This window comes from Pseudomonas sp. TE12508, from assembly GCF_056279485.1.
In genome coordinates, this window is record NZ_JBWCCN010000006.1 from 270,197 (window position 1) to 295,413 (window position 25,217).

Annotated in this window: 17 protein-coding genes; 8 read left to right on the forward strand and 9 right to left on the reverse strand. The window is 60.7% G+C overall.

What is annotated here, in order from left to right:
• Positions 1 to 19: 19 nt before the first annotated feature.
• The 3 genes from ACZ9IM_RS10730 to ACZ9IM_RS10740 all read right to left on the reverse strand — a co-directional run bounded on the left by ACZ9IM_RS10730 (position 20) and on the right by ACZ9IM_RS10740 (position 3,001).
• Entirely contained in the window at positions 20 to 769 is a 750-nt protein-coding gene (locus ACZ9IM_RS10730; protein ID WP_476223866.1) for an enoyl-CoA hydratase-related protein, read from the reverse strand.
• 197 nt (positions 770 to 966) lie between these two features.
• Positions 967 to 1,902 carry an iron-sulfur-binding ferredoxin reductase gene (locus tag ACZ9IM_RS10735; RefSeq protein ID WP_476223867.1) on the reverse strand — a complete coding sequence of 312 codons (936 nt, stop codon included), beginning with the start codon at positions 1,900 to 1,902 and terminating at the stop codon, positions 967 to 969.
• On the reverse strand, positions 1,895 to 3,001 hold the full coding sequence (locus tag ACZ9IM_RS10740; protein WP_427622926.1) for a GGDEF domain-containing protein: 1,107 nt from the start codon (positions 2,999 to 3,001) through the stop codon (positions 1,895 to 1,897). The genes ACZ9IM_RS10735 and ACZ9IM_RS10740 overlap by 8 nt, the downstream gene beginning before the upstream one ends.
• A gap of 336 nt (positions 3,002 to 3,337) precedes the next feature.
• Between ACZ9IM_RS10740 and ACZ9IM_RS10745 the strand changes: the two genes are divergently transcribed.
• The 7 genes from ACZ9IM_RS10745 (at position 3,338) to ACZ9IM_RS10775 (ending at position 18,701) form a co-directional block, all read left to right on the forward strand.
• Positions 3,338 to 4,861 carry a fumarate hydratase gene (locus tag ACZ9IM_RS10745; RefSeq protein WP_476223868.1) on the forward strand — a complete coding sequence of 508 codons (1,524 nt, stop codon included), beginning with the start codon at positions 3,338 to 3,340 and terminating at the stop codon, positions 4,859 to 4,861.
• Positions 4,862 to 5,189: 328 nt separating this feature from the next.
• Positions 5,190 to 9,740 (forward strand): SpvB/TcaC N-terminal domain-containing protein, encoded by a 4,551-nt coding sequence (locus tag ACZ9IM_RS10750; protein ID WP_476223869.1) that lies wholly within the window; start codon positions 5,190 to 5,192, stop codon positions 9,738 to 9,740.
• Positions 9,737 to 12,517, forward strand: a complete 2,781-nt coding sequence (locus ACZ9IM_RS10755; protein WP_476223870.1) for an RHS repeat-associated core domain-containing protein — start codon at positions 9,737 to 9,739, stop codon at positions 12,515 to 12,517. The genes ACZ9IM_RS10750 and ACZ9IM_RS10755 overlap by 4 nt, the downstream gene beginning before the upstream one ends.
• A gap of 574 nt (positions 12,518 to 13,091) precedes the next feature.
• Entirely contained in the window at positions 13,092 to 14,852 is a 1,761-nt protein-coding gene (locus ACZ9IM_RS10760; protein ID WP_476223887.1) for a sensor histidine kinase, read from the forward strand.
• Positions 14,852 to 16,186, forward strand: coding sequence for a sigma-54-dependent transcriptional regulator (locus ACZ9IM_RS10765; protein WP_476223871.1), 1,335 nt, complete (start codon positions 14,852 to 14,854; stop codon positions 16,184 to 16,186). The genes ACZ9IM_RS10760 and ACZ9IM_RS10765 overlap by 1 nt, the downstream gene beginning before the upstream one ends.
• 281 nt (positions 16,187 to 16,467) lie before the next feature.
• The gene (locus tag ACZ9IM_RS10770; protein WP_427622932.1) at positions 16,468 to 17,787 is read left to right on the forward strand and encodes an MFS transporter; all 1,320 of its coding nucleotides are present in this window, start codon (positions 16,468 to 16,470) and stop codon (positions 17,785 to 17,787) included.
• Positions 17,788 to 18,071: 284 nt separating this feature from the next.
• Positions 18,072 to 18,701: a flavin reductase family protein gene (locus tag ACZ9IM_RS10775; protein ID WP_476223872.1), complete on the forward strand. Its 630-nt coding sequence runs from the start codon at positions 18,072 to 18,074 to the stop codon at positions 18,699 to 18,701.
• Here ACZ9IM_RS10775 and ACZ9IM_RS10780 read toward each other — a convergent pair whose 3' ends face one another.
• Together ACZ9IM_RS10780 and ACZ9IM_RS10785 are read right to left on the reverse strand one after the other, a co-directional pair.
• Entirely contained in the window at positions 18,702 to 18,932 is a 231-nt protein-coding gene (locus ACZ9IM_RS10780) for a hypothetical protein (protein ID WP_008010028.1), read from the reverse strand.
• A 41-nt stretch (positions 18,933 to 18,973) separates the two neighbouring features.
• The gene (locus ACZ9IM_RS10785) at positions 18,974 to 19,327 is read right to left on the reverse strand and encodes a putative quinol monooxygenase (protein ID WP_476223873.1); all 354 of its coding nucleotides are present in this window, start codon (positions 19,325 to 19,327) and stop codon (positions 18,974 to 18,976) included.
• A 428-nt stretch (positions 19,328 to 19,755) separates the two neighbouring features.
• On the opposite strand from ACZ9IM_RS10785, the gene ACZ9IM_RS10790 reads away from it, so the two are divergent.
• Positions 19,756 to 20,685, forward strand: a complete 930-nt coding sequence (locus ACZ9IM_RS10790; protein WP_063341346.1) for an AraC family transcriptional regulator — start codon at positions 19,756 to 19,758, stop codon at positions 20,683 to 20,685.
• 135 nt (positions 20,686 to 20,820) lie between these two features.
• On the opposite strand, the gene ACZ9IM_RS10795 is transcribed toward ACZ9IM_RS10790, so the two are convergent.
• The 4 genes from ACZ9IM_RS10795 to ACZ9IM_RS10810 form a co-directional block, all read right to left on the reverse strand.
• Positions 20,821 to 21,876: an ABC transporter ATP-binding protein gene (locus ACZ9IM_RS10795; RefSeq protein ID WP_008069588.1), complete on the reverse strand. Its 1,056-nt coding sequence runs from the start codon at positions 21,874 to 21,876 to the stop codon at positions 20,821 to 20,823.
• A gap of 155 nt (positions 21,877 to 22,031) precedes the next feature.
• Positions 22,032 to 22,880, reverse strand: coding sequence for an ABC transporter permease (locus ACZ9IM_RS10800; RefSeq protein ID WP_427622934.1), 849 nt, complete (start codon positions 22,878 to 22,880; stop codon positions 22,032 to 22,034).
• Complete coding sequence (locus ACZ9IM_RS10805; RefSeq protein WP_008069586.1) at positions 22,877 to 23,785, reverse strand: ABC transporter permease; 909 nt, start codon at positions 23,783 to 23,785, stop codon at positions 22,877 to 22,879. Before ACZ9IM_RS10805 ends, ACZ9IM_RS10800 begins: the two co-directional genes overlap by 4 nt.
• 195 nt (positions 23,786 to 23,980) lie before the next feature.
• Positions 23,981 to 25,084: an ABC transporter substrate-binding protein gene (locus ACZ9IM_RS10810; RefSeq protein WP_367372720.1), complete on the reverse strand. Its 1,104-nt coding sequence runs from the start codon at positions 25,082 to 25,084 to the stop codon at positions 23,981 to 23,983.
• Positions 25,085 to 25,217: the final 133 nt, after the last annotated feature.

Consider the following 25,217-nt stretch of genomic DNA (forward strand, 5'->3'; position numbering starts at 1 on the left):
AGCGTGGGAACGATCGGACTCAATGCCGTTTGATAAACCCGGTCAACGCCGCCATCGCTTCCGGCGAACGCAGCCGCTGGGTGAACAACGCGCCCTCTTCTTCTATCACCTTGCGTATCTGTTCCCGATCCGGCGCTTTCATCAGTTGCTTGCTGATGCGCACAGCCTCCGCCGGCAACGACTCGAAACGCAACGCCATCTCCCGCGCTTTGGCCAATGCCGCTTCGCCACTGTCCAAGGCTTCAGTCGCTATCCCCCACGCTGCCGCCTGTTCACCACTGAAACCCTCGCCCAGCAACAACAGCTCCGCCGCTTTGGCATGCCCGAGCATTCGCGGCAGGATCAGGCTGGAGCCGAACTCAGGGCATAATCCGAGGTTGACGAACGGCATGCGCAGCCGCGCGTCGGTGCTGACGTAAACCAGATCGCAATGCAGCAGCATCGTCGTACCGATCCCCACCGCCGCGCCGGCCACGGCGGCGATCACCGGTTTGCGGCACTCGAGCAAATTGAGCATGAAGTGGAACACCGGGCTGTCGAGGTTGCTCGGGGGTTGCTGGAGGAAATCAAAGATGTCGTTGCCAGCGGTGAAGCACTCAGTGCTACCGGTGATCAGCACCGCATTGATTTCGGGGTCGCTGTCGGCAAACCGCAAACCCTCCGCCAGTTGGCTGTACATGGCACGCGTCAGGGCGTTTTTCTTCTCGGGGCGATTGATGCGCAGGGTCAGCAGGCCGCGCTCGCGTTCAAACTGGATGGTATCGGGCATGGTGAGTCCTGATCTGAGAGAGGATCAACTGTGGCGAGGGGGCTTGCCCCCGTTCGGCTGCGAAGCAGTCGTAAAACCGGCACGCTCGGTTTGTCTGATACACCGAGGTGGCGTCTGTTTTTAGGGGCCGCTTCGCAGCCCAACGGGGGCAAGCCCCCTCGCCACAGCAAGCTCGCTCGCCACAGAGAAATCAGCGCTCAACCACGGGGTAGAAAGACATCCGCCAGCAGTTGATTGCGCGGCAATCCCGCCAGGTACAGGCGCCGGGCAAAGGCGTCGACGCTGTCGGGGGCCCCGCAGACTAAGGCCAGGGTTTGCCGCGAAACAAGGCGCAGTTGTGCCAAAGCCGCGGGCAACTCGGCCGCGGTCCACAGCTCGATGCTAAGGTTTTCACGGCCGTCGGCCATGGCTTGCAGGGGTTTGGCCAGATAATGCTCACCCGCATCATGGGCCAGGTGAATGACACGGATGGCGCCTTGGTGATCCTGACGCAATGCTTCGCGCAAAATACCGAACAACGGCCCCAGACCGGTGCCGGCCGCCAATAGCCACAGCGGTCGGGTGTGCCAGTCCGGGTCGTAATGCAACGCTCCACCGCGCAACTCGCCGAGGCGGATCGGATCGCCGATTTTCAACTGGCGTGCCGAATCACTGAACTCCCCGGGCTGACGGCAATCGAGGTGAAACTCCAAAAAGCGATCTTCTTCCGGCAGACTGGCCAGGGAATACGGTCGCGCAATCTGGCCCGCCCACAACACCAGATGCTGCCCCGCCTGATAGCGCAACGGTCGCTCACTCGTCAGGCGTAAACGCAAAACGCTGGGGCTCAGCCAATCGCTGGCGGCCACTTGAGCGGCAAGTCCATCACGCAGTGGGTCAAAGGTTTCGACTTGCAGATCATCGACCACCTGGCACTGACAGGCCAACCGCCAACCCTGCTGACGCTGCTCATGGCTCAAGGCATCGGGACGGCTGTCGCTGGGCAAGCCCTCGACACATTTAACCAGGCACGCATGGCAACTGCCGGCGCGGCAGCTATAGGGCACCGACACGCCGTTCTGATTCAAAGCATCGAGCAGGTTACTCCCCGCCGCCACCGTCCATTGGCGTTCGCCGACCCGTAACTCAGGCATCGACATTCTCCCAGGCCGCCGCGCAACGGTTACGACCATCACGCTTGGCGCGATACAGCGCCTGATCCGCGCGGTGCAAGGCGTCATCCAGATCGTCGCCGAGCGCCAACAAAGTCATGCCCACCGACAGGCTGAGGTTGCGCACATCCAGGCCGACCAATTCGACATCCATGAACGCAATGCGCAACCGCTCACAACACGCCGTCAGGCGCTCGGCATCGCAATCGGGTAACAGCACCACGAACTCTTCACCGCCATAACGGGCCAGAACATCGCCATCGCGCAGGCAGGCGGTGGCCACTCCGGCAAACGCTTGCAGCACCTGATCGCCGGCGGCATGGCCGTGAACATCGTTGATGCGTTTGAAGTGATCGAGGTCGATCAACGCCAGGCCATGCACCACATCGGCTTCCATGGCGTTCAACTCCCGGGAGGCCAGGCGCAGGAAATGCCGGCGGTTGAACAGCCCGGTGAGTTCATCGGTCGCCACCAAACCTTCGAGCTGGCGCATCATCCCGCGCAGGGTGTCCTGATGCGCCTGCAAGGCAAACCGCCGCTGACGCATACGCTGGCGCGACATCTGGACGTAACGGGCGTAAAGCACCAGCCACGCGAGTACCACCAACAGCACGCACACCTGCAACAGGGCCAGCGTCGGGTCGGGCAGCTGAAAGTGGTAGCCCTCCCACAAGGTGATGGCGCTGAAACTGAAAAACACCAGAAACGCGCAACGGGCGAAAGCCGTGCGCGAAAGATGAAACAGCCCGAACAACAGAATCAGCAGGTAAAACACCAGAAACACGCCACGCGCCTCGTCCAGGTGGGCGATCAGCCAGGTTTGCCAACCCAGCCCCAGCAGTATTTGCACTTCGGTCAGGCTCGGATCGGAAAAACGCAGATTGCGACCGCTCGAGAACACCGCGAACAACACCGCCTGGCTGAGCACCACCAACGCGCTGCCGATCGCCATACCGGCGATGGATTCATCGTAATGGCCGGTGAAAAACGCCAGCCACAGCAGCAGCAAAGCCAGGGCGTAGGTGCCAGCTGCGAGGGCAAAGCGTTTAAGCAAAAGCCGCTGAATGGCGTTATGGGTCAATCGCTGATTCACCGTGGGAAAGGAGGCTGATCGAGTGTCCTACTCTACAGGCCGGATGCCACTTTAGTGGCGAGTCTGATAAATGACCATTCAATTTTCGGGGCAGAAAACTGGCGTCAAAGCCATGACCCGAACTCAAGGAAAAAATCCTGTGGCGAGCCCCCTCGCCACAAAATCCGGCGCGTGTACAGGTCATCGAGGCGCGGTATACTGCCGCGCCTTTTTAGCGTCGCGCCAGCATGCCCGGCGTGCCTTGAAAGGTGCTTGCAACCGACCGATGCACCCAAGCTGCAAGCACCTTATTGAATGTTCCCGTCTTTTAGAGGAGCGCGACTCATGACCGTGATCAAGCAAGACGACCTGATTCAGAGCGTTGCCGACGCCCTGCAATTCATTTCCTACTACCACCCCGTGGATTTCATCCAGGCGATGCACGAGGCCTACCTGCGTGAAGAATCGCCGGCAGCCCGCGATTCCATGGCGCAGATCCTGATCAACTCGCGCATGTGCGCTACCGGCCACCGCCCGATCTGCCAGGACACCGGTATCGTTACCGTGTTCGTGCGCGTGGGCATGGACGTGCGTTGGGATGGCGCCACTATGGGCCTGGACGACATGATCAACGAAGGCGTACGCCGGGCTTACAACCTGCCGGAAAACGTCCTGCGTGCTTCGATCCTCGCCGACCCGGCGGGCGCTCGTAAAAACACCAAGGACAACACCCCGGCCGTTATTCACTACTCCATCGTTCCGGGTAACACCGTGGAAGTGGACGTGGCGGCCAAGGGCGGCGGTTCCGAGAACAAGTCGAAAATGGCCATGCTCAACCCGTCCGACTCGATCGTCGACTGGGTACTGAAGACCGTTCCGGAAATGGGCGCCGGCTGGTGCCCACCGGGCATGCTCGGCATCGGCATCGGCGGCACCGCCGAGAAAGCCGCGGTAATGGCCAAGGAAGTGTTGATGGAATCCATCGACATTCATGAGCTGAAGAAGCGCGGCCCGTCCAACCGTATCGAAGAGATGCGTCTGGAGCTGTTCGAGAAGGTCAACCAACTGGGCATCGGCGCCCAGGGCCTGGGTGGCCTGACCACCGTGCTCGACGTGAAGATCATGGATTACCCGACCCACGCCGCGTCCCTGCCGGTGTGCATGATCCCTAACTGCGCCGCCACCCGTCACGCGCACTTCGTGCTTGACGGTTCCGGCCCGGCCTCGCTGGAAGCGCCACCGCTGGACGCCTACCCGGAAATCGTCTGGGAAGCCGGCCCGTCGGCCCGTCGCGTCAACCTCGATACCCTGACGCCGGAAGAAGTGCAGAGCTGGAAGCCGGGCGAAACCGTCCTGCTCAACGGCAAAATGCTCACCGGTCGCGACGCGGCGCACAAGCGCATGGTCGAGATGCTGAACAAGGGTGAAAGCCTGCCGGTGGACCTCAAAGGTCGCTTCATCTACTACGTCGGCCCGGTCGATCCGGTGCGCGAAGAAGTGGTTGGCCCGGCCGGCCCGACCACCGCGACACGGATGGACAAGTTCACCCGTCAGATCCTCGAGCAAACCGGCCTGTTGGGCATGATCGGCAAGTCCGAGCGCGGCCCGACCGCGATCGAAGCGATCAAGGACCACAAAGCCGTTTACCTGATGGCTGTCGGCGGCGCGGCTTACCTGGTGGCGCAAGCCATCAAGAAATCCCGCGTGGTGGCTTTCGCCGAACTGGGCATGGAAGCGATCTACGAGTTCGACGTCAAAGACATGCCTGTGACCGTTGCGGTCGACAGCAAGGGCGAGTCGGTACACATCACCGGTCCTGCCATCTGGCAGAAAAAGATCAGTGAAAGCCTGGCGGTGGAAGTGCAGTAAGCGCAACCCTCTCCAGAAACGGCCGGGTCATCCCCCAGATGACCCGGCCGTTTTTTTTCCAACACCACAAAACCCATTGTGGGAGCGGGCTTGCTCGCGAAAGCGGTATGCCAGCCGCAAAATATTTATCGGATGTACCGGCTTCTTCGCGGGCAAGCCCGCTCCCACAATGATTTGGCGTGTCCTGCAATCGCGATAAAAAGCCACGCCTTGCAACCCAATCATTCTAAAAAAACCACCTTCACCTGTCAGATCTGACAGGTTACGTCTCTCCCCCTTCTTGATAGCGTTAGTCCACCCACGGCCACCGTGCGCATTGGATGAAACCATGGCAGATCAAGACCTCAGCATCACGACGCCGTCCATCGCAAAAAGCGCATCGATCGCCACCATCGGCAAAAGCTGGGTCGCCGTGGGCCCGACCGGAGCGGCAGCCTTCGAACTGCCGATACCGGCTTCCGCAGGGCGGGGTTGGGATCCGCAACTGTCCCTGAGTTACAGCAGCCAGGCGGGTAACGGGCCGTTCGGCATCGGCTGGAACCTGGGGGTCGGCCAGATCAGCCGCCGCACCCACAAAGGTGTGCCGCGCTATACCGATCATGACGAAATCATCGGTGACGACGGCAAAATCTGGGAGCCCGTACGCAACTCAGACAAAACACTCAAGTCCCGCCTCGAAAGTAGCTACAACGGCGTCGACATCGGCCCGCACAGGGTGGTGCGTTATAGGCCACAGGGCGAAAAGGGCTTTGCCCTGCGAGAACGCTGGCAACGGGTGAGCCGGTCAAGAGAGGCGAATCCACCAACATTCTGGCTGGTGCACAACGCCGACGGCTCACTGCACGTGTACGGCAAAACCGCGTCTTCGCGCCGGGCCGATCCCGACGACCCGCTACGCGTGGGCACCTGGCTGCTGTGCGAAAGCATGAACGCCCACGGCGAACATATTTGCTTCGATTACAAAGCCGATGATCAAGACGCCGACCCCGTCCATGACTACCGCGCCCAGCGTTACCTGCATCGGGTGTTCTACGGCAACTTCACGGCCAGCAAGGATTTGTATGCCTGGACGATGGAAAACCCGGCCGATCTGGACTGGCATTTTCATCTGCTGTTCGACTACGGCGAGCGCAGCACGTCGCTGACCGAAAAACCCGTATATGACGGCGACACACTGCAACCCTGGCTGACGCGTGCGGACGCCTTCTCGACCTATGGGCAGGGCTTTGAAACGGGCACGCGCCGACTCTGCCGGCAAGTGTTGATGTTTAACCACTTTCCTGCCGAGGACGAGCTTGGCGACGCGCCAGTGCTGGTTCGGCGCCTGTTGCTGGAATACTCGAAAAGCACACCGGGATGGACCTTCAGCCAGATAACCGCAGCCCACTATCAGGCCTACGGCACCAGCGGTGCCGTGGAAAACAGCCCACCGGTGGAGTTCGACTACTCGCCATTCGAGATCAATCAAACGCCCACACGATGGCTTGAAGCGGACAACATGCCAGGCCTCGAGGATGGCCAGTACTACCAGAGTGTCGACCTGTACGGTGAAGGCGTGCCAGGCGTTCTCTGCCGCTATGACCAGAGCTGGTACTACCGAGAACCGATGCGCGCCCTGTCAGGGCCCGATGACATCGGCTACGGGCCCTGGACCGCGCTGGACAAAATCCCCGTCGCGAACCGCAACCAACCCGTGCATCAGGTACTCACCGACCTGACTGGGGATGGCCGCCTCGACTGGATCAGCGCCCAACCGGGCATGAGCGTTTTCCGTACGCTGAAGGCCGATCGCAACTGGGCAGAATCCATTGCCTTTAATGCATTTCCGCTGGAGTTTTTCAACACCCTTTTCCGCTTGGGTGATTTTTCGGGAGACGGGCTCAATTCCCTGGGGCTGATCGGTCCCCAGTGCGTGCGCCTGTACGCCAATCGTCGCGAGCAAGGGTTTGCCCCGGCCGAAGAAACGCCGCATGAGCCACTGGATGACCGGCTCCCTCTGTTCAGCAATTCCTCCAGTGAGCTGGTGCTGCTGGGCAACCTGCTGGGCAGCGACATGACCGAGCTATGCCGCATCCGGCATGACCAAATCGAATGCTGGCCAAATCTGGGGCACGGCAAATTCGGCCAGGGACGGGTGATCAGCGCCTTGCCGTTCGAGTACGGCGAATTCGATTCCGCACGGGTGCGAATCGCCGATCTCGACGGGTCCGGCGCACCGGCACTGATCTATCTGAAATCCACTGCGTTCGAGATTTACCTGAACCGTGGCGGCAACGGGCTGGAGCAGACGCCGATCGTTGTGCCCTGGCCGCAGGACGTGCGTTACGACCCTTTGTGCCAGGTCACCTTCGCCGACCTGCAAGGCCTTGGCTGTGCCAGCCTGATCCTCACGGTGCCGCACATGAAACCGCAGCATTGGCGCTACGACTTTGTCGCCGCCAAACCGTACCTGCTGACGGCCAGCAACAACAATATGGGCTGCAGCGCCCGGGCGGTCTATCGCAGCTCCGCGCAGGAATGGCTGGACGAAAAGCAAGAACGGCTCGTGGCCAACCCGACAGAGGTCCCAGCGTGCTTTTTACCCTTCCCCGTCCAGGTCGTGCATCAACAGCGCCAGCTGGATGAAGTCACGGGCAATTGCCTGACCCAATCGTTTGCCTATCGCCAGGGTGTTTACGACGGCAAGGAGCGCGAGTTCCGCGGCTTCGGCCAACTGCGACAAACCGACAGCGAGACCGCCACGGGCGACGACGATATTGGCTTCACGGCACCGGTACGGGTGTGCACCTGGTTCCATACCGGGCAGTCCATGGACAGGCCGCGCGATGGCTATTTCGATCGCGACACCGAGGCCTTCCCCTTGGGCGACACGCTGTTCAGCCGTTATCACGCCAATGATGAGTGTGATGAGCCCGTGACGCCCCCCGACGATACCACCCGCTACGAAATCGCCCGGGCGCTGGTTGGCTCGGTCGCCAGAATCGAAACCTATGCCGCTCAGGATGACCCGGCCACGGCGCAGCCTTACTCGGTGCAAGAGCACCGCTACCTGGTTCGCGAAGTACGGCCCCGCGGTGAACTGTATGCCGCGGCGGTGCTGCTGCCCCTGGCGCTGGAGACGATCAGCTACCAGTACGACCACTTTATCGACGACCCGCTGTGCCGTCATGACGTGACCCTGCGGTGGAACGCCTACGGCCTGCCCACCCACGCGCTGACCATCAGCTATGCGCGGCGCCGGACCGCAGCGGACGCGCCGCCCTTTACCGATCCCGATGAACAGCAGTGGTGGCGGGACGCTCATGACGAGGCTCAGCAGGACTGGTACGTGGACGAAACCCGCGCCCGATTCATCAACCTGGACGAGGACCCCCAGCACTGGCGGCTCGGGTTACCCTGGGAGCAACGCAGCAATGCGCTGGTATTACCCAAAGGCACACTACCGTCGGGGCTCAACCCAAAGGAAGTGTCGTACAAGACACTGGCAGAGCATCACAACTCGCCCGAATGGAACGAGCTAAGGGTGTTGACCGGGCAATCGATACAACGCTACCTCAAGACTGAAGACGGCACTGTATGGCCCGATGACCCGGACAAAGGCTCAGCCGATTTCGAAGCCTTGGCCGGCCCGGTGGAAGTGGCGCAAATGGACAAGACCGCGCTCGATGCTTATGGCGACCTGCCGCCGCCCTTCGACATCCGCGACGAACTGGCCAACATCGGTTATACGCCCATGCCGCTTCTGTTCGAGTCGTCGCTCCCGGCAGACAACGAAGAGAACCTGTGGTCCGCCCACTACGGTTTCGCCGAGTACGACAGCCTCAATGGTTTTTACAACGTGCGTAAATACCATGAGACACCCAGTCACGGCGTGACCAAGGCTCAATACGATCCCTATTGTCTGGCGATCATCAGCGTCGAATTGCCGGACGGTTGCACCACCCGGGTCGAATACGACTATCACGCGCTGCAACCCCTGCGCATCATCGATGCCAACGACAATGTTCAGGAAGCCATTTACGAACCGTCCGGACAGCCCCTGGCGATCAGTTTTTACGGCACCGAGAATGGCAGTACCGCCGGCTTCGAGCCGCTGAACGATTACGAGCGACCAGAGGATCATCGGCCGGACCCGGCCATCGAGAACCCGGTGGATGCCATACAAAAAGCTGCCAGCACGTTGCGCAAAGACTTGTTCAGCTGGATGGGACAGCTTCCTCCTTTCGCCAGCGAGACCGTCCAATGGCGCGACGCCTGGATCGCGGACGGTTATGTCCTGCCCAGCGGGCACATCCGCGCCAGCGCGCGCCAGCGGTTGCGGCAACGCAACCCGCTGACGACGGCGGAACAGGCGTTGAGCCGACTCATCGACACGGTTCACCGCGAGCCGGTGCACAGCGTCATCCTCAGCGCCGACCGTTATCCCAGTGACAGGGAACCGGCACAGATTCAAATCGTTAAAGCCTGCGTGGACGGTTTTGGCCGGGCGCTGCAAACCCAGCAACTGGTGGAGCCCGGCATGGCCTACGCGGCGGATGCCGACGGCAAACTGATCATCGAGAATGGTCAATTTCTCGAGGAATTCGCCGATCCGCGCTGGCGCATCAGCGAACGGGTGGACTACAACAACAAAGGTCAGGCCGTGCGGCAGTATCGGCCGTTTTTTGCCAACACCCATCACTACGTCAACGACCAGTCCCTGCGCGAGCTCGGCTATTTCGATCAACTGTTCTATGACGTACCGGGCCGGCCGATCAAGCTGATCAATGCCAAAGGCTATTTTTCCCGCGAGACCTATCATCCCTGGTACCACGTCAGCGAAGACTTCAACGACACCGATCAGACCCTGTCGAGGCCACCGCCGGGCGCATCGTCATGACGACCAGTGTCCATCGGCGCACGCCCCTGCTCACGGTGAGTGACGGCCGTGGCCTACCGGTCCGCCAGGTCGCCTATCTGCGTACGATTGCCAGTGACACGGCAACTGCCCTGGTGACCCGCCAGCATTACGATGCGGCCGGCCGCCTGGCGGCGCAATGGGATCCGCGCTTGTTCGGCAACCCCAAACCCAACCTTGCCCGTGTCTACGGTCTTGCGGGCGAGTCGCTCAGCGTCGACAGTGTCGATGCCGGCTGGCGCCTGAGCCTGCCAGGGCTGGCAGGGGAAGCGCTGCACCGTTGGGACGCACGCGGCAATCACTGGCGCAGCACTTACGATAGCCAGTTGCGGGTGGTGGCGGTTGAGGAAAACGCGCAGCCGGACGTCGAAACCTACACCTACGCCACAGCCTCGGCCGACGCCGGCCACAACCTGCGCGGGCAGTTGCTCGAGCAGGTGGATCCGTCGGGCAGCGTACGCCTCGACAGCTACGGTCTGAACGGTGAGCCGCTGCGCGAAACCCGTACCTTCCACGCCCCCCAGACGTTTGTCAGCCGCCGCAGCTACAGCCCCTTGGGCACCGTGCTCGAGCTGGTTGATGCCGGCGATCATCGGCAGCAATCGCGTTACGACCTCGCCGGGCAGCTCAAACAGGTGCAGTTGCAGCTCAACGGGCAAACGGGCTGGCAACCGGTGTTGCTGGACGCGCAGTACAACGCCGCCGGACAAATCATTGAGCAACACGCGGGTAACGGGGTGATCAGCCGTTGGCGCTACGACTCGGCCGACGGGCGCCTGCTACGGCACTACTCACAGAAAAACCAGGCGCCGGCCTTTCAGGACTTCGAGTATGTCTACGACCCGGCAGGCCACCTCACGCGCCTGCTCGACCATGTTTTCACGCCCCGGCATTTCGCCAACCAGCGCATCGATGGCCACCGCGAGTTCAGCTATGACTCGTTGTATCGACTGCACAGCGCCAGCGGTTACGACGACGGCCCGCCCTCGGACATTCCAGGCCGCCCACAACCCACCGACCCCACCAACCGGCTCAACTATACGCAGACTTACCAGTACGACGACGGCGGCAACCTGATCAAACTCTGCCATGTGCGCGAGGGTGCCAACCATACCCGCGAGATGTTCATCGATCCCGCCAGCAACCGTGGCGTGCGCTGGGTCACGGGCGATCCCGCGCCGGTGTTCGACCGCCTGTTCGACCGTCACGGCAACCTCCAGGCCTTGCAGCCCGGGCAAAACCTGCAGTGGAACGCGCGCGATCAATTGGCATCGGTGACGCTGGTCGATCGCGACAATGGGCCCGACGACGTAGAGCATTACCGCTACAGCCAGGGGGTGCGGGTCCACAAGCGCCTGGAAACCCATACCGCCACAATCAGCCATTTTCACGACGTGCGCTACCTGCCGAGACTGGAGATTCGCACCCGGGACAACGGTGAAGAACTGCACCTCATCACCCTCGCCGCCGGGTTCGGCAACGTACGGTGCCTGCATTGGGTGACCGGTAAGCCGCCGGGTATCGACGCCGATCAACTGCGCTACACCCTGGATGACCACTTGGGTTCATGCCTGATGGAACTGGACCAACAGGCCCGGCTGATCAGCCACGAAGGTTACTACCCGTTCGGCGCCACCGCATGGATGGCGGCATCGTCGGCGGTGGAGGCCGATTACAAGACCGTGCGCTATTCGGGCAAGGAAATGGATGTCAGCGGGCTGTACTACTACGGCGCCCGGTACTACGCACCGTGGCTTCAGCGCTGGGTGAGTGCCGATCCGGCGGGGGATGTGGACGGGCTGAATCTGTATGGGTTTGTGGGAAACAACCCGCTGCGCTATGTGGATCCTGACGGGGCAAACAAAGCAGAAAGCGTGATTTTCAATTACTCGAAATTTATTTCCGTTCTCGGTGGTTATGCCGATCAGACACTCCAGCAACTGGACAACGTCATCCATCAAAAGAACAACCTGCCCGAACTGGGCAAGAACCTGCTGGGCGAGACTATCAATGGAATCATCGGCTATGAGGGCGGAGTTTTTGGTAGTTCGCAAGCCAGCACATTCCTTCCGCAATTCCCTCATTACGCAGCCTTTAAACCGCAGACGGCAGTGCCTTTCCTCGAAGGATTAACCGGCGGCAACGCCGGCGGAGACATGGCCGGAGGAATGAACGCTCCCTTTACCAATAACTTGGGCCTGATCCGCCCACTGATACCGCAAACCTCGACCATTTCAGTTGCAGCAATTGATAAAAAATTAGGTCTCGCTAAAGATGAAGGCATTAACTGGCGAGAGCTTCCCGGTAAGGTGCTCAACCCTGATTTTTTAATGAACAGGGTGATCGCCACGGTCGTATCAATCACCGGTGGTGCTCTTGGTATGGGCTCTCGGGTTCAGGAAGCCGAGGACATCAACAACCGGCTCGACCCGGTCAAGATCAATAAAATCGAGACGATGCTCAGCGACTGGAAAGCCGCTACCGAGCAACGTTGGGCGCACGCCGAAGCCGCCTTCAATGCGTTGGGTGCCAACGTTATCGACCCGGCCAACCAGCTCTCTAACGTCAACCACATGACACCCAAAGAAATGCTCGCACCGATTCACCGCTCGGTATTGCAACAGCAAACCAGAACCACCCTTGACTACATAGATCGCGCTCAAAAAGGAATGGCTTACTACAAAGAGATGGGCACCACAGACAATCAGTTTTCATTGCGCCAAGCGCGAACCGCCTCACGAAAGTCCTCTAGACGATGACCGACTCTCGGAGTGCCAACGCGTGAACGATCACTGCATTTGCATACGCCTACCCTGCTTGTCCAAGACCCTCGAACGCTAACGGTGAGGCAAGTGGACTATTTGCGCACGACAACCACTATTGAAAGTCTTGTCACTCGCCAACACCACGACTCCGCCGGACGATTGATCGCACAATGGGATCCGCGCCTGTCCGGCACCGCGCCCAAGGCCAATCTGGCCAAGGTCTACAACCTGACCGGCGGGCCGCTGAAAGTCGACAGCGTCGATGCCGGCTGGCCTGAGCCTGCCGGGGTTGGCGGGCGAAGTGCTGCAGCGTTGGGATCAGCGCGGCCATCACTGGCAGACCCGCTACGACGACCAGTTACGGCCGGTCGCCATCGAAGAACATACGCAACCGGACGTCGAACGCTTCAGCTATGCCGACAGTAACGCGGACCCAGGCTATAACCTGCGCGGCCAACCGATAGAACAGCGCGATATCGCCGGCCCCCTGAGTTTCAGCAACTATGAACGGGCCACGCCCGGCAACATGTTATGGTGCGCGCCCGTATTGCTGACTGTTTTCAACGCCATGCTTGCGACTTCCCGAACGTTACGCCTGACGCTGTACACCCTGCTGATCGTCGCCGGTGCGGTTCTGGCTGCCACCTTTGCCATCCGCCACGCCGAGCGCCAGGCGCTGGAAGAAGACGCCGCCCGCGCCAGTCAGCAATTGGCGTTGTACGCCAACTCCCTGCACACGCTGATTGAACGCTACCGCGCCCTGCCCGCCGTGCTGGCGCTGGACCCGCAATTGCGCGACGCGCTAAACGGTGAAGTGAGCACCGAAGAGCAGCTTGCATTGAATCGCAAACTGGAAAAAATCAACGGCGCCGCGCAGTCCTCGACCCTGGAACTGCTCGACCGTACCGGCCTCGCCGTGGCCGCCAGCAACTGGCGCCTGCCCAGCAGTTACGTCGGCCACAACTACGGCTTTCGCCCCTACTTCAGTCAGACCCGCACCCAGGGCACCGGGCGCTTTTATGCGGTGGGCGTCACCAGTGGCATTCCCGGTTACTTCCTGTCCAGCGCAGTGACTGGTGACGACGGCGAGTTCCTCGGCGCGATGGTGGTGAAACTCGAATTCCCGGAACTGGAGCGCGAATGGCGTCAGGGCAGCGACACGTTGCTGGTGAGCGATGCGCGCGGGATCATCTTCATCGCCAATCAGCCGGGCTGGCGCTATCGCCTGCTGCGGCCTCTGAGCGCCAGCGATCACACCGAACTCAAGGCCACGCGCCAATACGACAAACAACCGCTGACCCCACTTGAGTATCGTTCGGTGCGGCGCTTCGACGACAACAGTGATTTGACCCGGGTCAATGGCCCCGAGGGGACGGCGGATTACCTCTGGGAATCCCTGCCGCTGGCCACCGAAGGCTGGACGCTGCACTTGCTGCGCCGCCCGCAGGTAGCCTTCGAAGACCTGCGCAACGCCGGGCTCGCGGCCGCCGGGGTGTGGCTGGCCGTGGTGTTTCTGTTGCTGTTCCTCAATCAGCGTTGGCGGCTGGCGAAATTGCGCCAGCGCAGCCGCGAAGAACTCGAACGACTGGTAGAAGAACGCACCCGCGATTTGCGCACCGCCCAGGACGGCTTGGTGCAATCGGCCAAACTCGCGGCACTAGGGCAAATGTCGGCGGCGCTGGCCCATGAAATCAACCAGCCGCTGACTGCCCAGCGCATGCAACTGGCGACCTTGCGCCTGCTGCTCGATCATGGTCGGGTTGAGGACGCTTACAAGGCGCTGAAACCGGTGGACGATATGCTCACCCGCATGGCCGCGCTCACCGGCCACCTGAAGACCTTCGCCCGCAAAAGCCCCAGCGGCCTGCGCGAACGGCTGGACCTGGCGACGGTGGTCGATCAATCCTTGCAGTTGCTGGATACGCGCTTGCGGGACGAAAACGTCAGTCTCGTGCTGCACCTGACGCGCCCGGCCTGGGTGCGTGGCGATGCGATTCGCCTGGAACAGGTGCTGATCAACCTGCTGCGCAACGCCCTGGATGCGATGCACGACAAACCCTGCAAACGTCTGGAAATCCGCCTCGAAGCCGATGAACAATTGTGGCGCCTGACCGTCGCCGATAACGGTGGCGGCATTGCCGAAGAGAATCTGGCACAAGTCTTCGATCCGTTCTTCACCACTAAACCGGTGGGCGATGGCCTGGGTCTGGGGCTGGCCGTATCCTTCGCTATCGTTCACGAAGCGGGCGGACGTTTGAGTGCTGACAATGGCGAAAATGGCGCGGTATTCACCTTGACGTTACCTATTGATCTGGAGATCCCTGCCTGATGCTCAATTCGGTGATGGTGGTCGATGACGAAAGCAGCATCCGCAGTGCTGTCGAGCAATGGCTGAGCCTGTCGGGGTTCGAGGTGCAGCTGTTCAGCCGCGCCGACGAATGCCTGGCGCAACTGCCCAGACATTTCCCCGGGGTGATTCTCAGCGATGTGCGCATGCCCGGCATGACGGGGCTGGAGCTGCTGGCTGAAGTCCAGCGCCGCGATGCCGATTTGCCGGTGATCCTGCTGACCGGTCACGGCGATGTGCCAATGGCCGTCGAAGCCATGCGCGATGGCGCCTACGATTTCCTTGAGAAACCCTTCAGCCCGGAAGCCCTGATGAGCAGTCTGCGTCGGGCGCTGGACAAGCGTCGACTGGTGCTGGAAAACCGAGCGCTGCATGAGCAGGCGGACAATCGCGCCAAACTCGATGCCACCCTGCTGGGGGTGTCCCGTGGCTTGCAGACCCTGCGCCGCCAAGTGCTGGATTTGGCAATGCTGCCGGTCAATGTACTGATCCGTGGCGAAACCGGCAGCGGCAAGGAATTGGTTGCCCGTTGCCTGCACGACTTCGGTCCGCGCGCCGACAAAGCCTTCGTGGCGCTCAACTGCGCAGCGATTCCCGAGCAGTTGTTCGAGGCCGAATTGTTCGGTCATGAGAGCGGCGCGTTCACGGGCGCCCAAGGCAAACGCATCGGCAAGCTCGAATACGCCGACGGCGGCACGCTGTTTCTCGATGAAATCGAAAGCATGCCGCTGGCCCAGCAGGTGAAACTGCTGCGGGTGTTGCAGGAGCAGAAGCTTGAGCGCCTGGGTTCCAACCAGAGCATCCACGTGGACTTGCGGATCATCGCCGCGACCAAACCCGATTTGCTGGATGAAGCCCGGGCCGGACGTTTTCGCGAGGATCTGGCCTATCGATTGAACGTCGCAGAGTTACGTCTGCCGCCGTTGCGTGATCGGCGTGAAGACATTCCCCTGTTGTTCGAGTTCTTCGCGCGAAGTGCCGCCGAACGTTTGGGGCGCACCTTTGCGCCCTTGAGCGGGCCGCAACTGAGCCATCTGCTGAGCCACGACTGGCCGGGCAATGTGCGTGAACTGGCGAACGTCGCCGAACGACAAGTGCTGGGCCTCGGCGAACCGGAACCGGCGGGGATCGATCCCGGCCAGTCACTGGCGGCGCAGCAAGAAGCCTTCGAAGCCCATTGCCTGCGCGCGGCATTGACCCGGCACAAGGGTGATGTGAAAGCGGTGCTTGAAGAACTGCAACTGCCGCGCCGTACCTTTAATGAAAAGATGCAGCGGCATGGGCTGACGCGCGAGATGTTTTTGCAGGACAGCTGACTGATCGTTCCCACGCTCCGCGTGGGAATGCAGCCCGGGACGCTCTGCGTCCCAAAAGCCGAACGCGGAGCGTCCGTTGAGGCATTCCCACGCGGAGCGTGGGAACGATCAATCGGCGAAAATCCGCTCATACTCACGCACACCTTGAGCGACTATCCGCTCAACAAAACCGCCTACCCCCCTCTAAACCGGCCCTCCTCTCCTTGGCACAGCTCCTGCTATAGCTCCAGCAGGCTGCGTTTTAACGCGCTCCACAAAAACAATTAAACGAGGATCCTTCAATGGATAACTCCAACACCCTGCCCCTTGGGTCGGCTGCCCTGCCAGTCAAAGAAAGAACCACTGCCAGCCGGATCAAATCGATCTTCAGCGGCTCTGTCGGCAACATGGTCGAGTGGTACGACTGGTATGTCTATGCCGCCTTCTCCCTGTACTTCGCCAAAACCTTCTTCCCCGCCGGTTCCTCCACCGCACAGCTGATGAACACCGCTGCGATCTTCGCCGTGGGCTTCCTGATGCGTCCGATCGGTGGCTGGCTGATGGGCCTCTACGCGGACCGCGCCGGTCGTAAACGTGCGTTGATGGCCTCGGTGTATCTGATGTGTTTCGGCTCGCTGCTGATCGCCTTGAGCCCCAATTATGAAACCATCGGTATCGGTGCGCCGATCCTGCTGGTGTTCGCTCGCCTGCTGCAGGGCTTGTCGGTTGGGGGTGAGTACGGCACCTCGGCGACGTATCTCAGCGAGATGGCAACCAAGGAGCGTCGCGGCTTCTATTCCAGCTTCCAGTACGTGACCCTGATCTCCGGCCAACTCATCGCCCTGGCGGTGCTGATTGTGCTGCAACAGACCCTGACCACCGAGCAACTCTACGCCTGGGGCTGGCGCATCCCGTTCGCCATCGGTGCGCTGTGTGCCGTGGTCGCGCTGTACCTGCGTCGTGGCATGGAAGAAACCGAGTCGTTCACCAAGAAAGAGAAGGCCAAGGAAAGCGCGATGCGCACCTTGATGCGCCACCCGAAGGAACTGATGACCGTGGTCGGCCTGACCATGGGCGGCACCCTGGCGTTCTACACCTACACCACCTACATGCAGAAATACCTGGTGAACACCGTCGGCATGAGCATCACCGACTCCACCAGCATCTCGGCAGCCACGCTGTTTCTGTTCATGTGCCTGCAACCGATCGTTGGCGGGCTGTCGGATAAAGTCGGTCGCCGGCCGATCCTGATTGCCTTCGGTATCCTCGGGACGTTGTTCACCGTGCCGATCCTGACCACCCTGCACACTGTCCAGACCTGGTGGGGCGCATTCTTCCTGATCATGGCGGCGCTGATCATCGTCAGCGGCTATACCTCGATCAACGCGGTGGTTAAAGCTGAACTGTTCCCCACCGAGATCCGTGCGCTGGGCGTCGGTTTGCCGTACGCGCTGACCGTGTCGATCTTCGGCGGTACCGCTGAATACATCGCGCTGTGGTTCAAGAGCATCGGCATGGAAACCGGTTACTACTGGTATGTCACGGCGTGCATCGCGGTGTCGTTGCTGGTGTACATCACGATGAAAGACACCCGCAAACATTCGCGGATCGAGACGGACTGAGTCCACTCATACAAAAAGGGGGCAGATCCGGCAACGGTCTGCCCCTTTTCATTTGGCGCCAGCCCCCGTAGAAGCGATCGGCTGCGAGCACAAATACCGGAATCAACACAAAACCCTGTGGGAGCGAGCCTGCTCGCGATGGCGGTGTAACAGTCGAAATCTTTATCGAATGTTAAGCAGTCATCGCGAGCAGGCTCGCTCCCACATTGATCGAAGATCGACTGGAATTATGTCGCAGGCCCTTGCACCATGGCCCTCTCCCGAGATCCCCAGGAATTCACTGTATGCCCGACGACATCCATTTCTACGAACCCGCCAACGGCCACGGCCTGCCGCATGACCCGTTCAATGCCATCGTCGGCCCACGCCCTATCGGCTGGATTTCTTCCCAGGATGCCAATGGCTGCTTAAATCTGGCGCCCTACAGCTTTTTCAACGCCTTCAACTACATTCCGCCGATCATTGGGTTTTCCAGCGTCGGGCGTAAAGACAGCCTGAACAACATCGAGCAAACCGGCGAATTCGCCTGGAACCTGGCGACCCGGCCGCTGGCCGAGCAGATGAACCAGAGCTGCGCCATGGTCGGGCCGCAGGTCAATGAATTCGAACTGTCCGGGCTGACCACTGCGGCGTCGAAAATCATTCAGGTGCCACGGGTTGCCGAAAGCCCGGTGTCCTTTGAATGCAAAGTCACGCAGATCATTCAGTTGCAGCGCGCAAACAAGGAAGTGGTGCCGAGCTGGCTGATTCTCGGCGAAGTGGTCGCCGTGCATATCGCCAAGTGGCTGTTGAAGGATGGGGTATACGACACCGCCGCGGCAGAACCGATTCTGCGCGGCGGCGGGCCGGCGGATTACTTTCAGCTGGGGCCAGAGGCTTTGTTCAAAATGTTCCGCCCGGGGGCGGTCAAGTAATTACCAGAGCAGGTCGGCGTCTTCTTTAACGTCTTTGAGGCGGGTCAGCTCTTTGGCTGCGGCCTCGTCGGCTTCATGAGCGGTCTTGAAGGTCTGGCCTTCCAGTACTTTGTGAAAAGTCGGGGCACCGGAACCGCCGAGGGCTTTGACGGCAATCGCGGCGTGGTAACCGCCCTCGCCCGGTACTACTGCTGAAACGGCTTCGAAGTGTTCAAAGGCTTTGCGTGCCATGTCGCGGATCCTGGCTAATGGAGAATTGCGCCATTAAACCCTCAACCGGCGAGTTTGTGTACCGCTGCCTGGGACTGGCCAAGGGCCCGGGCCGCCGAGACATCCTTGAAGGTATGGAAATCCAGGCTATTGACCACCAGTTCCTGCACCAGCTCGGCAAAAATCTGCATCGCCGGGCTGCCGAAGTAAGCGGTCATGGCCTGTTGGTTGTCCCAGAAACCGGACACCAGCCACAGCTCGGGATCGCATTGCGAGTGCTGCAGGGCAAAGCTCAGGCAACCCGGCGCGTTGCGCGACGGCTCGATCAGGGCGCTCAGGCGCGCACCGAGTTCTGCCGAACGCCCGGCGCGGGCGCGGACGAAGGCCATATGACTGACGGGGATTTGCGTAGACATGTTCAACCCTCCCAGGTCATCCAGTGGCAGCCGGGGACGGGCTGCGACAGGATCCAAGATTAGGCGGCGTGTCGCAGTCGCCGTTAGTCGATTCCTGCCGACGCATTGCACAATCCTGCGAGACTTGGCTCAACACCTGTAACAACCGGTAAAACCCGTCACATCACTGTCACACGAGCTTTGTGTAGGCGCTGCCGAAGGCTGCGATCTTTTGACTTCTGTTTTCAAGGTCTAGAGATCGCAGCCTTCGGCAGCGCCTACAGGGGGAGGTTTGCGTCAGCCGTTGCCCATCTGCGTCACGTCATGACGGGGCGGCACACGAAGCCCCGTGCAGAATCAGGCAAGTTTTTGGCAGGATGTGGCTACCGCTGTCCCTTGCACAAATTTAAGCTCAGCCCATTACCAACGCGTCACCGAGGATGCCCAGCATGTCGTCGCTCGATCATTTTCAAGCCCCGCTTGCCGCCGACATGGAAAAACAGCGCGCGGAACTGGCCGCCCTCATCCGCCGCAACACGATGGAGGATGGCACTTATGCCACCGCCGTCGGTTCGCTGTTCATGTCGCGCCACAGTCAAAACCATGACTTCGCCCCAGTGCTGGCGCAACCGGCCCTGTGCATCATGGCCCAGGGGCGCAAGGAAGTGCGGCTGGCGGATGAATACTTCAATTACGACCCGCTGAATTACCTGGTGGTGTCGGTCTCGATGCCGTTGAGCGGGCGAGTGGTGAATGTCTCGCCCGAGGAACCGATCCTCGCCGTGCGGCTGGACATTGACCCGGCAGAAATCACCGCGCTGATTGCCGACGCCGGCCCCATTGGCGTCCCCACACGGCCCACCGGCCGCGGCCTGTATGTGGAGCAGATCGACACGGCAATGCTCGATGCCGTGTTGCGTCTGGCGCGGTTGCTGGATACACCCAAAGACATCGCCATGCTGGCGCCGCTGATTCGCCGGGAAATTCTGTATCGGCTGTTGCGCAGCCAGCAGGGGCATCGGCTGTACGAGATTGCCATCGCCAACAGCCAGAGCCATCGCATCAGCCAGGCGATCAAATGGCTCAACGGCAATTATGAGCAACCGTTGCGCATTGATGATCTGGCGCGGGAAGTGAACCTGAGCGTGTCGACATTGCATCACCGGTTCAAGGCGATGACGGCGATGAGTCCGCTGCAATATCAGAAGCAGTTGCGCCTGCAGGAGGCGCGGCGGTTGATGCTGGCCGAAGGGCTGGAAGCTTCGGCGGCGGGTTATCGGGTGGGGTATGAAAGCCCTTCGCAATTCAGCCGGGAATACAGCCGATTGTTCGGCGCGCCGCCGCTGCGGGATTTGGCGCGGTTGCGGTTGTCGGTTTGAGCAGATTTTTGTGTTGTTTGTGCCGGCCTCATCGCGAGCAGGCTCGCTCCCACAGTGGATCTGTGGTGTTCACAAATCCAGTGTTCACAGGAGATCCAATGTGGGAGCGAGCCTGCTCGCGATGGGGCCAGTAAGTCAGGCGCTCAACACGCGGCACGCCTCAGCCGGCAAGGTCACCGACACCGGATTGCCAATGCTCAACCCAACCCCCTGACACGGCGTGCTCAACGCGGTAAACGACACCCCGGAACACTCGACGGTGGTTTCAATCGTCGCCCCGATATCCCGCACAAACGTCACCTTCCCGAGCAAGCGATTGCCCGCCGTGGCCTGGGGTTGCGACAGTTGCAGGTCTTCCGGGCGAATCAGCATCTTCACCTTCTCCCCCACCACAATGCTGCTGCAGATTGGCACTTGCAGCGCATCGCCACCGGGCAAGCTGACTTTGCCGTTGCCCAGCGCCGTGGCCGGGAAAATGTTCCCCGAACCAATAAAGTCCGCGACGAATTCATTGGCCGGATGCCGGTAGATTTCAATCGGCGAGCCCACCTGTTGCACGCGATGTTCCCCCAGCACCACCACGATGTCGGCCATGGTCATGGCTTCGCGCTGGTCGTGGGTGACCATGATGGTGGTGATGTTCAAACGCTGTTGCAGCTGACGGATTTCCACCTGCATCGACTCACGCAGCTTGGCGTCCAGCGCCGACAGCGGTTCGTCGAGCAGGAGGATTTTCGGCCGCGAAGCAATCGCCCGGGCAATCGCCACGCGCTGACGCTGACCGCCGGAGAGTTTCGCCACCGGGCGATCAATCATTTCCTGCAGCTGAATCAGCTCCAGCAACTCCACCACCCGCGCCTGTTGATCAGCCTTGCTGACCCCGCGCAGTTTCAACGGATAGGCAATGTTCTCCCCCACTGTCATGTGCGGGAACAGCGCCAGGGATTGAAACACCATGCCGAAATTACGCTGATGCGCCGGCGTATGGCCGATGTCTTCACCGTCCAGGCGAATCTCGCCACCAGTCAGGGTTTCCAGCCCGGCGATCATCCGCAGCAAGGTGGTTTTACCGCAGCCCGAAGGGCCGAGGAAACACACCAGTTTGCCCTCGGGCAAATGCAGGTTCACATCCTTTACCGCGCAGGCCGAGCCGTAATGTTTCTCGACGTTTTCCAGAATCAGACCAGTCATGTTGCACCTCAAGAATAAGGTTCTGGCTGGAGGTCGCCGAGCGAAGATCAGGCAAGGCAAAAGTCTGCGAAGAAGCGGAGTTGACTTTAGTCAATGAGCATTCTGAGCGGACTTTTAACGCAGCATGATCGAGCGCAGGCACCTCCAGGCAGAAGCTAGAACGAAACGCCACCTTCACCGACTAGCTTCTCCAACGCCCAGATCAGGACGAAGTCGATCAGCACGATCAGCACGGCAAACGAGAAAACGGTAGGGTCGAGCGAAGACACGGTGCGGCTGTACATCCAGATAGGCACGGTCATGACGTCGATGGTGTAGAGGAAATAGGTCACGGTGAATTCGTTGAACGAGACGATGAACGCCAGCAGCATGCCCGCCAGAATCCCCGACTTCATCAGCGGCACCACCACATCGACAATCGCCCGCAGCGGTGAAGCGCCGAGCATCTGCGCGGCCTCTTCGACTTCGCTGCCGATGGAGAGCATCGCCGCGGTGCAGTTTTTCACCACGAACGGCAGCGCCAGAATCACGTGGGCAATCACCAGCCGCGAGGTGGTGATGTGAAACGGCAGGCTGTCGAACACCAGCAGCAAGGCCAGGCCCAACACCACCATCGGGAACACCAGTGGCAGCGACATCAATTGCAGCGCCACGGCCTTGCCGCGGAACTCGCAACGGGTCAGGGCATAGGCTGCCGGCACCGCGATAATCGTGGCGAAAATCATGGTCAGGCAGGCCACCATCAGGCTGGTGGTCATGGCTTTGCCGAGGCTCAGCACATCGCTGGCGTCCGGCGACACGAAGGTGTTCCAGGCGGCTTTGTACCATTGCAGGCTGTAGCTGCTGGGCGGGAAGTCGAGGTTCGATGCACCGCTGAACGACATGACGATCATGGTCAGGATCGGCAGCACCGCCAGCAGCAAAATGAAGCCCGACAGAATGCCGGCGAACTTGCCGGTATCGCCCGGCAGCAGTGAATGGCGCTTCTTGATCAGGGTGCTCATTGGGAAGCCTCCAACATGCGCCGACGACGGCCAGTGATGTATTCGGACAAGGTCATGATCGCCAGGGTGGTGACGATCAGCACCACACCGGCAGCGGACGCGGCGGGCCAGTTCATCAGCGGGGCGATCTGGTCATGCACCATCACCGCCAGCATCGGCACGCGCCGACCACCAAGCAGCAACGGCACCACGAAGCTACTGGCGTTGTAGGCAAACACCAGCGTCGCGCCGGTGATGATCCCCGGCAAACTCATCGGCAACACCACCTGGCGAAACACCTGCAAGCGACTGGCGCCGAGGGTGGCGGCAGCTTCTTCGTAAGTGCGGGCGACGCCGCGCATGGCGCTGGCAATCGGCAGCACGGCCAACGGGAACGCGGTTTGCACCAGGCCCATCAACACGCCGTTCTGGTTGTACAGCAGCATGATCGGCCGCTTGATCAGGCCCAGGCCCATCAGCGCCTGATTGAGCATGCCGCCGGGGCCGAGAATCACCAGCCAGCCGTAGCTTTGCAGCAGCAGGTTGACCAGCAATGGCAGCAGCACCGCGGCGAGGAAGATCCGCCGCACAAACGGTGAGGTCAGTCGCGACATGGTGTAGGCCACCGGGATCGCCAGCAACACCGCAATCACCGCGCTGATCAGCGCCAGGCGCAACGTCAGCAGCAACGATTTGAGGTAATAGGGTTCCAGCAATTGGGCGTAACTGGCCAGGCTGAAGCCGGACCACTCCGCACCTTTGGTGCCGACGCTCATGCGCAGCACCAAGAGGCTGGCGGCAATCAGCACGCCGAGAAACAGCATCGACGGCGAGAGGAAAAGCCAGGCGCGCGCCGTCGGTGAGACACCCCGGTTGACGCGCACGGGTGCGGCGCTTACCGGATGGGTCAGAGGTTGGTGTTCCATAGCAAGGGTCTCGTCAATGGAAAGCAGCTGAGCGAACACAGGCCTCGAAATCACATTGGCCCCCTGTGGGAGCGAGCCTGCTCGCGATAGCGATTTGTCAGTCGACATCAATGCTGAATGTCAGTCCGCAATCGCGAGCAGGCTCGCTCCCACAGGGGATCTATAGAGTTTTCAGAACCTGTGTTCGCCACTCGATCAGGAAGAAAAGATTTCCGTGTAACGACGAATCCATTGGTCATGCACGGTGGCCAGGAAGGCGTTGTCGTGCATGATCGCCTTCTCGGCAATCTGCTCCGGCGTGAGGATGTACGGGCTCTTGCGCGCTTCGGCGGAGATGATCGCCTTGGCGTTGACCGGGCCGTTGTAGATGTCTTCGGCCATCTTGCCCTGCACCAGCGGGTCCAGAGAGTGGTTGATGAAGGCGTAGGCCAGGTCGGTATCGCCCGGACGATTCTTCGGCATCACCGACAGCATCAGGTCGGTGTAGAAGCCTTCCTTCATGCCAAACGTAGCGCCCAGACCGTAGGCCGGATCGCGAATCTGTTTCGGGAAGAACGCCGGCGCGTACAAGCCGCCCATGTCCAGGGAACCGGTGCGGAACAGTTCTGCGATCTGGTTCGGGTTTTCGCCCAGGGTCACGACGCGATCTTTCAGCTCGGCGAGTTTCTTGAAGCCTGGCTCGATGTTGTGTTCGTCACCACCGGCCAGTTTGGCGGCGATGATGATCAGGTCCATGGCCTCGGTCCAGTTCGGCGGCGGCAGGAAGATGTTCGGTGACAGCTCCGCGTCCCACAGGGCGGCGTAGCTGTCCGGCGCTTCTTTGATGGTGCGGGTGCTGTAGACCAGGCTGTTGCACCACAGCAGGTAACCGATGCCGTGACCGTTGGCGCCAGTACGGTATTTCTCCGGCACGTCGATCAGGTTAGGGATACGGTTGAGATCGGGTTTTTCCAGCAGGTTGGCGGCGGCCAGACCTTCGGCGCCGACGCCGGCCAGGGTGATGATGTCGTACTGCGGACGATCACCGCCGGCCTTGAGTTTGGCGACCATTTCCGAGGTACTGCCGGTGCGGTCAGCAATGACCTTGCAGCCGTACTTGGCTTCGAAGGTTGCCGCGATGTTGCGCAGTGCCGCAAGGCCGGTGTCATCGGACCAGGTCAGCAAGCGCAGGGTCTTGCCCTGGAAACGTGTGTCGCTGGCATTGGCCTTGATGAACGGCATGCTCATGGCCGCCGCAGCCACGGACGCCACGCCCACGGTTTTGATGAATTGACGTCTGTTCAGATCGTGCTCGCCCATGAAGGACTCCCTTTGTTTTTTTAAGTATGAGGTTGGTCGCAACCGTTGCATCCGCGCGGCCAGATCGGCTTACAGTCCCCGGTTTCAAAGGACTTGAGCTGCACCGGCGGGTTCATCCTGAGGTCGTGCAAAA

Excerpts from the sequence above, each read along its gene's own strand:
- ACZ9IM_RS10790 (WP_063341346.1), top strand. The coding sequence starts at position 19,756 with ATGTCGTCGCTCGATCATTTTCAAGCCCCGCTTGCCGCCGACATGGAA.
- ACZ9IM_RS10795 (WP_008069588.1), bottom strand. The coding sequence starts at position 21,876 with ATGACTGGTCTGATTCTGGAAAACGTCGAGAAACATTACGGCTCGGCC.
- ACZ9IM_RS10745 (WP_476223868.1), top strand. The coding sequence starts at position 3,338 with ATGACCGTGATCAAGCAAGACGACCTGATTCAGAGCGTTGCCGACGCC.
- ACZ9IM_RS10800 (WP_427622934.1), bottom strand. The coding sequence starts at position 22,880 with ATGAGCACCCTGATCAAGAAGCGCCATTCACTGCTGCCGGGCGATACC.
- ACZ9IM_RS10775 (WP_476223872.1), top strand. The coding sequence starts at position 18,072 with ATGCCCGACGACATCCATTTCTACGAACCCGCCAACGGCCACGGCCTG.
- ACZ9IM_RS10730 (WP_476223866.1), bottom strand. The coding sequence starts at position 769 with ATGCCCGATACCATCCAGTTTGAACGCGAGCGCGGCCTGCTGACCCTG.
- ACZ9IM_RS10735 (WP_476223867.1), bottom strand. The coding sequence starts at position 1,902 with ATGCCTGAGTTACGGGTCGGCGAACGCCAATGGACGGTGGCGGCGGGG.
- ACZ9IM_RS10760 (WP_476223887.1), top strand. The coding sequence starts at position 13,092 with ATGCTTGCGACTTCCCGAACGTTACGCCTGACGCTGTACACCCTGCTG.
- ACZ9IM_RS10805 (WP_008069586.1), bottom strand. The coding sequence starts at position 23,785 with ATGGAACACCAACCTCTGACCCATCCGGTAAGCGCCGCACCCGTGCGC.
- ACZ9IM_RS10765 (WP_476223871.1), top strand. The coding sequence starts at position 14,852 with ATGCTCAATTCGGTGATGGTGGTCGATGACGAAAGCAGCATCCGCAGT.
- ACZ9IM_RS10780 (WP_008010028.1), bottom strand. The coding sequence starts at position 18,932 with ATGGCACGCAAAGCCTTTGAACACTTCGAAGCCGTTTCAGCAGTAGTA.
- ACZ9IM_RS10755 (WP_476223870.1), top strand. The coding sequence starts at position 9,737 with ATGACGACCAGTGTCCATCGGCGCACGCCCCTGCTCACGGTGAGTGAC.
- ACZ9IM_RS10785 (WP_476223873.1), bottom strand. The coding sequence starts at position 19,327 with ATGTCTACGCAAATCCCCGTCAGTCATATGGCCTTCGTCCGCGCCCGC.
- ACZ9IM_RS10810 (WP_367372720.1), bottom strand. The coding sequence starts at position 25,084 with ATGGGCGAGCACGATCTGAACAGACGTCAATTCATCAAAACCGTGGGC.
- ACZ9IM_RS10750 (WP_476223869.1), top strand. The coding sequence starts at position 5,190 with ATGGCAGATCAAGACCTCAGCATCACGACGCCGTCCATCGCAAAAAGC.
- ACZ9IM_RS10770 (WP_427622932.1), top strand. The coding sequence starts at position 16,468 with ATGGATAACTCCAACACCCTGCCCCTTGGGTCGGCTGCCCTGCCAGTC.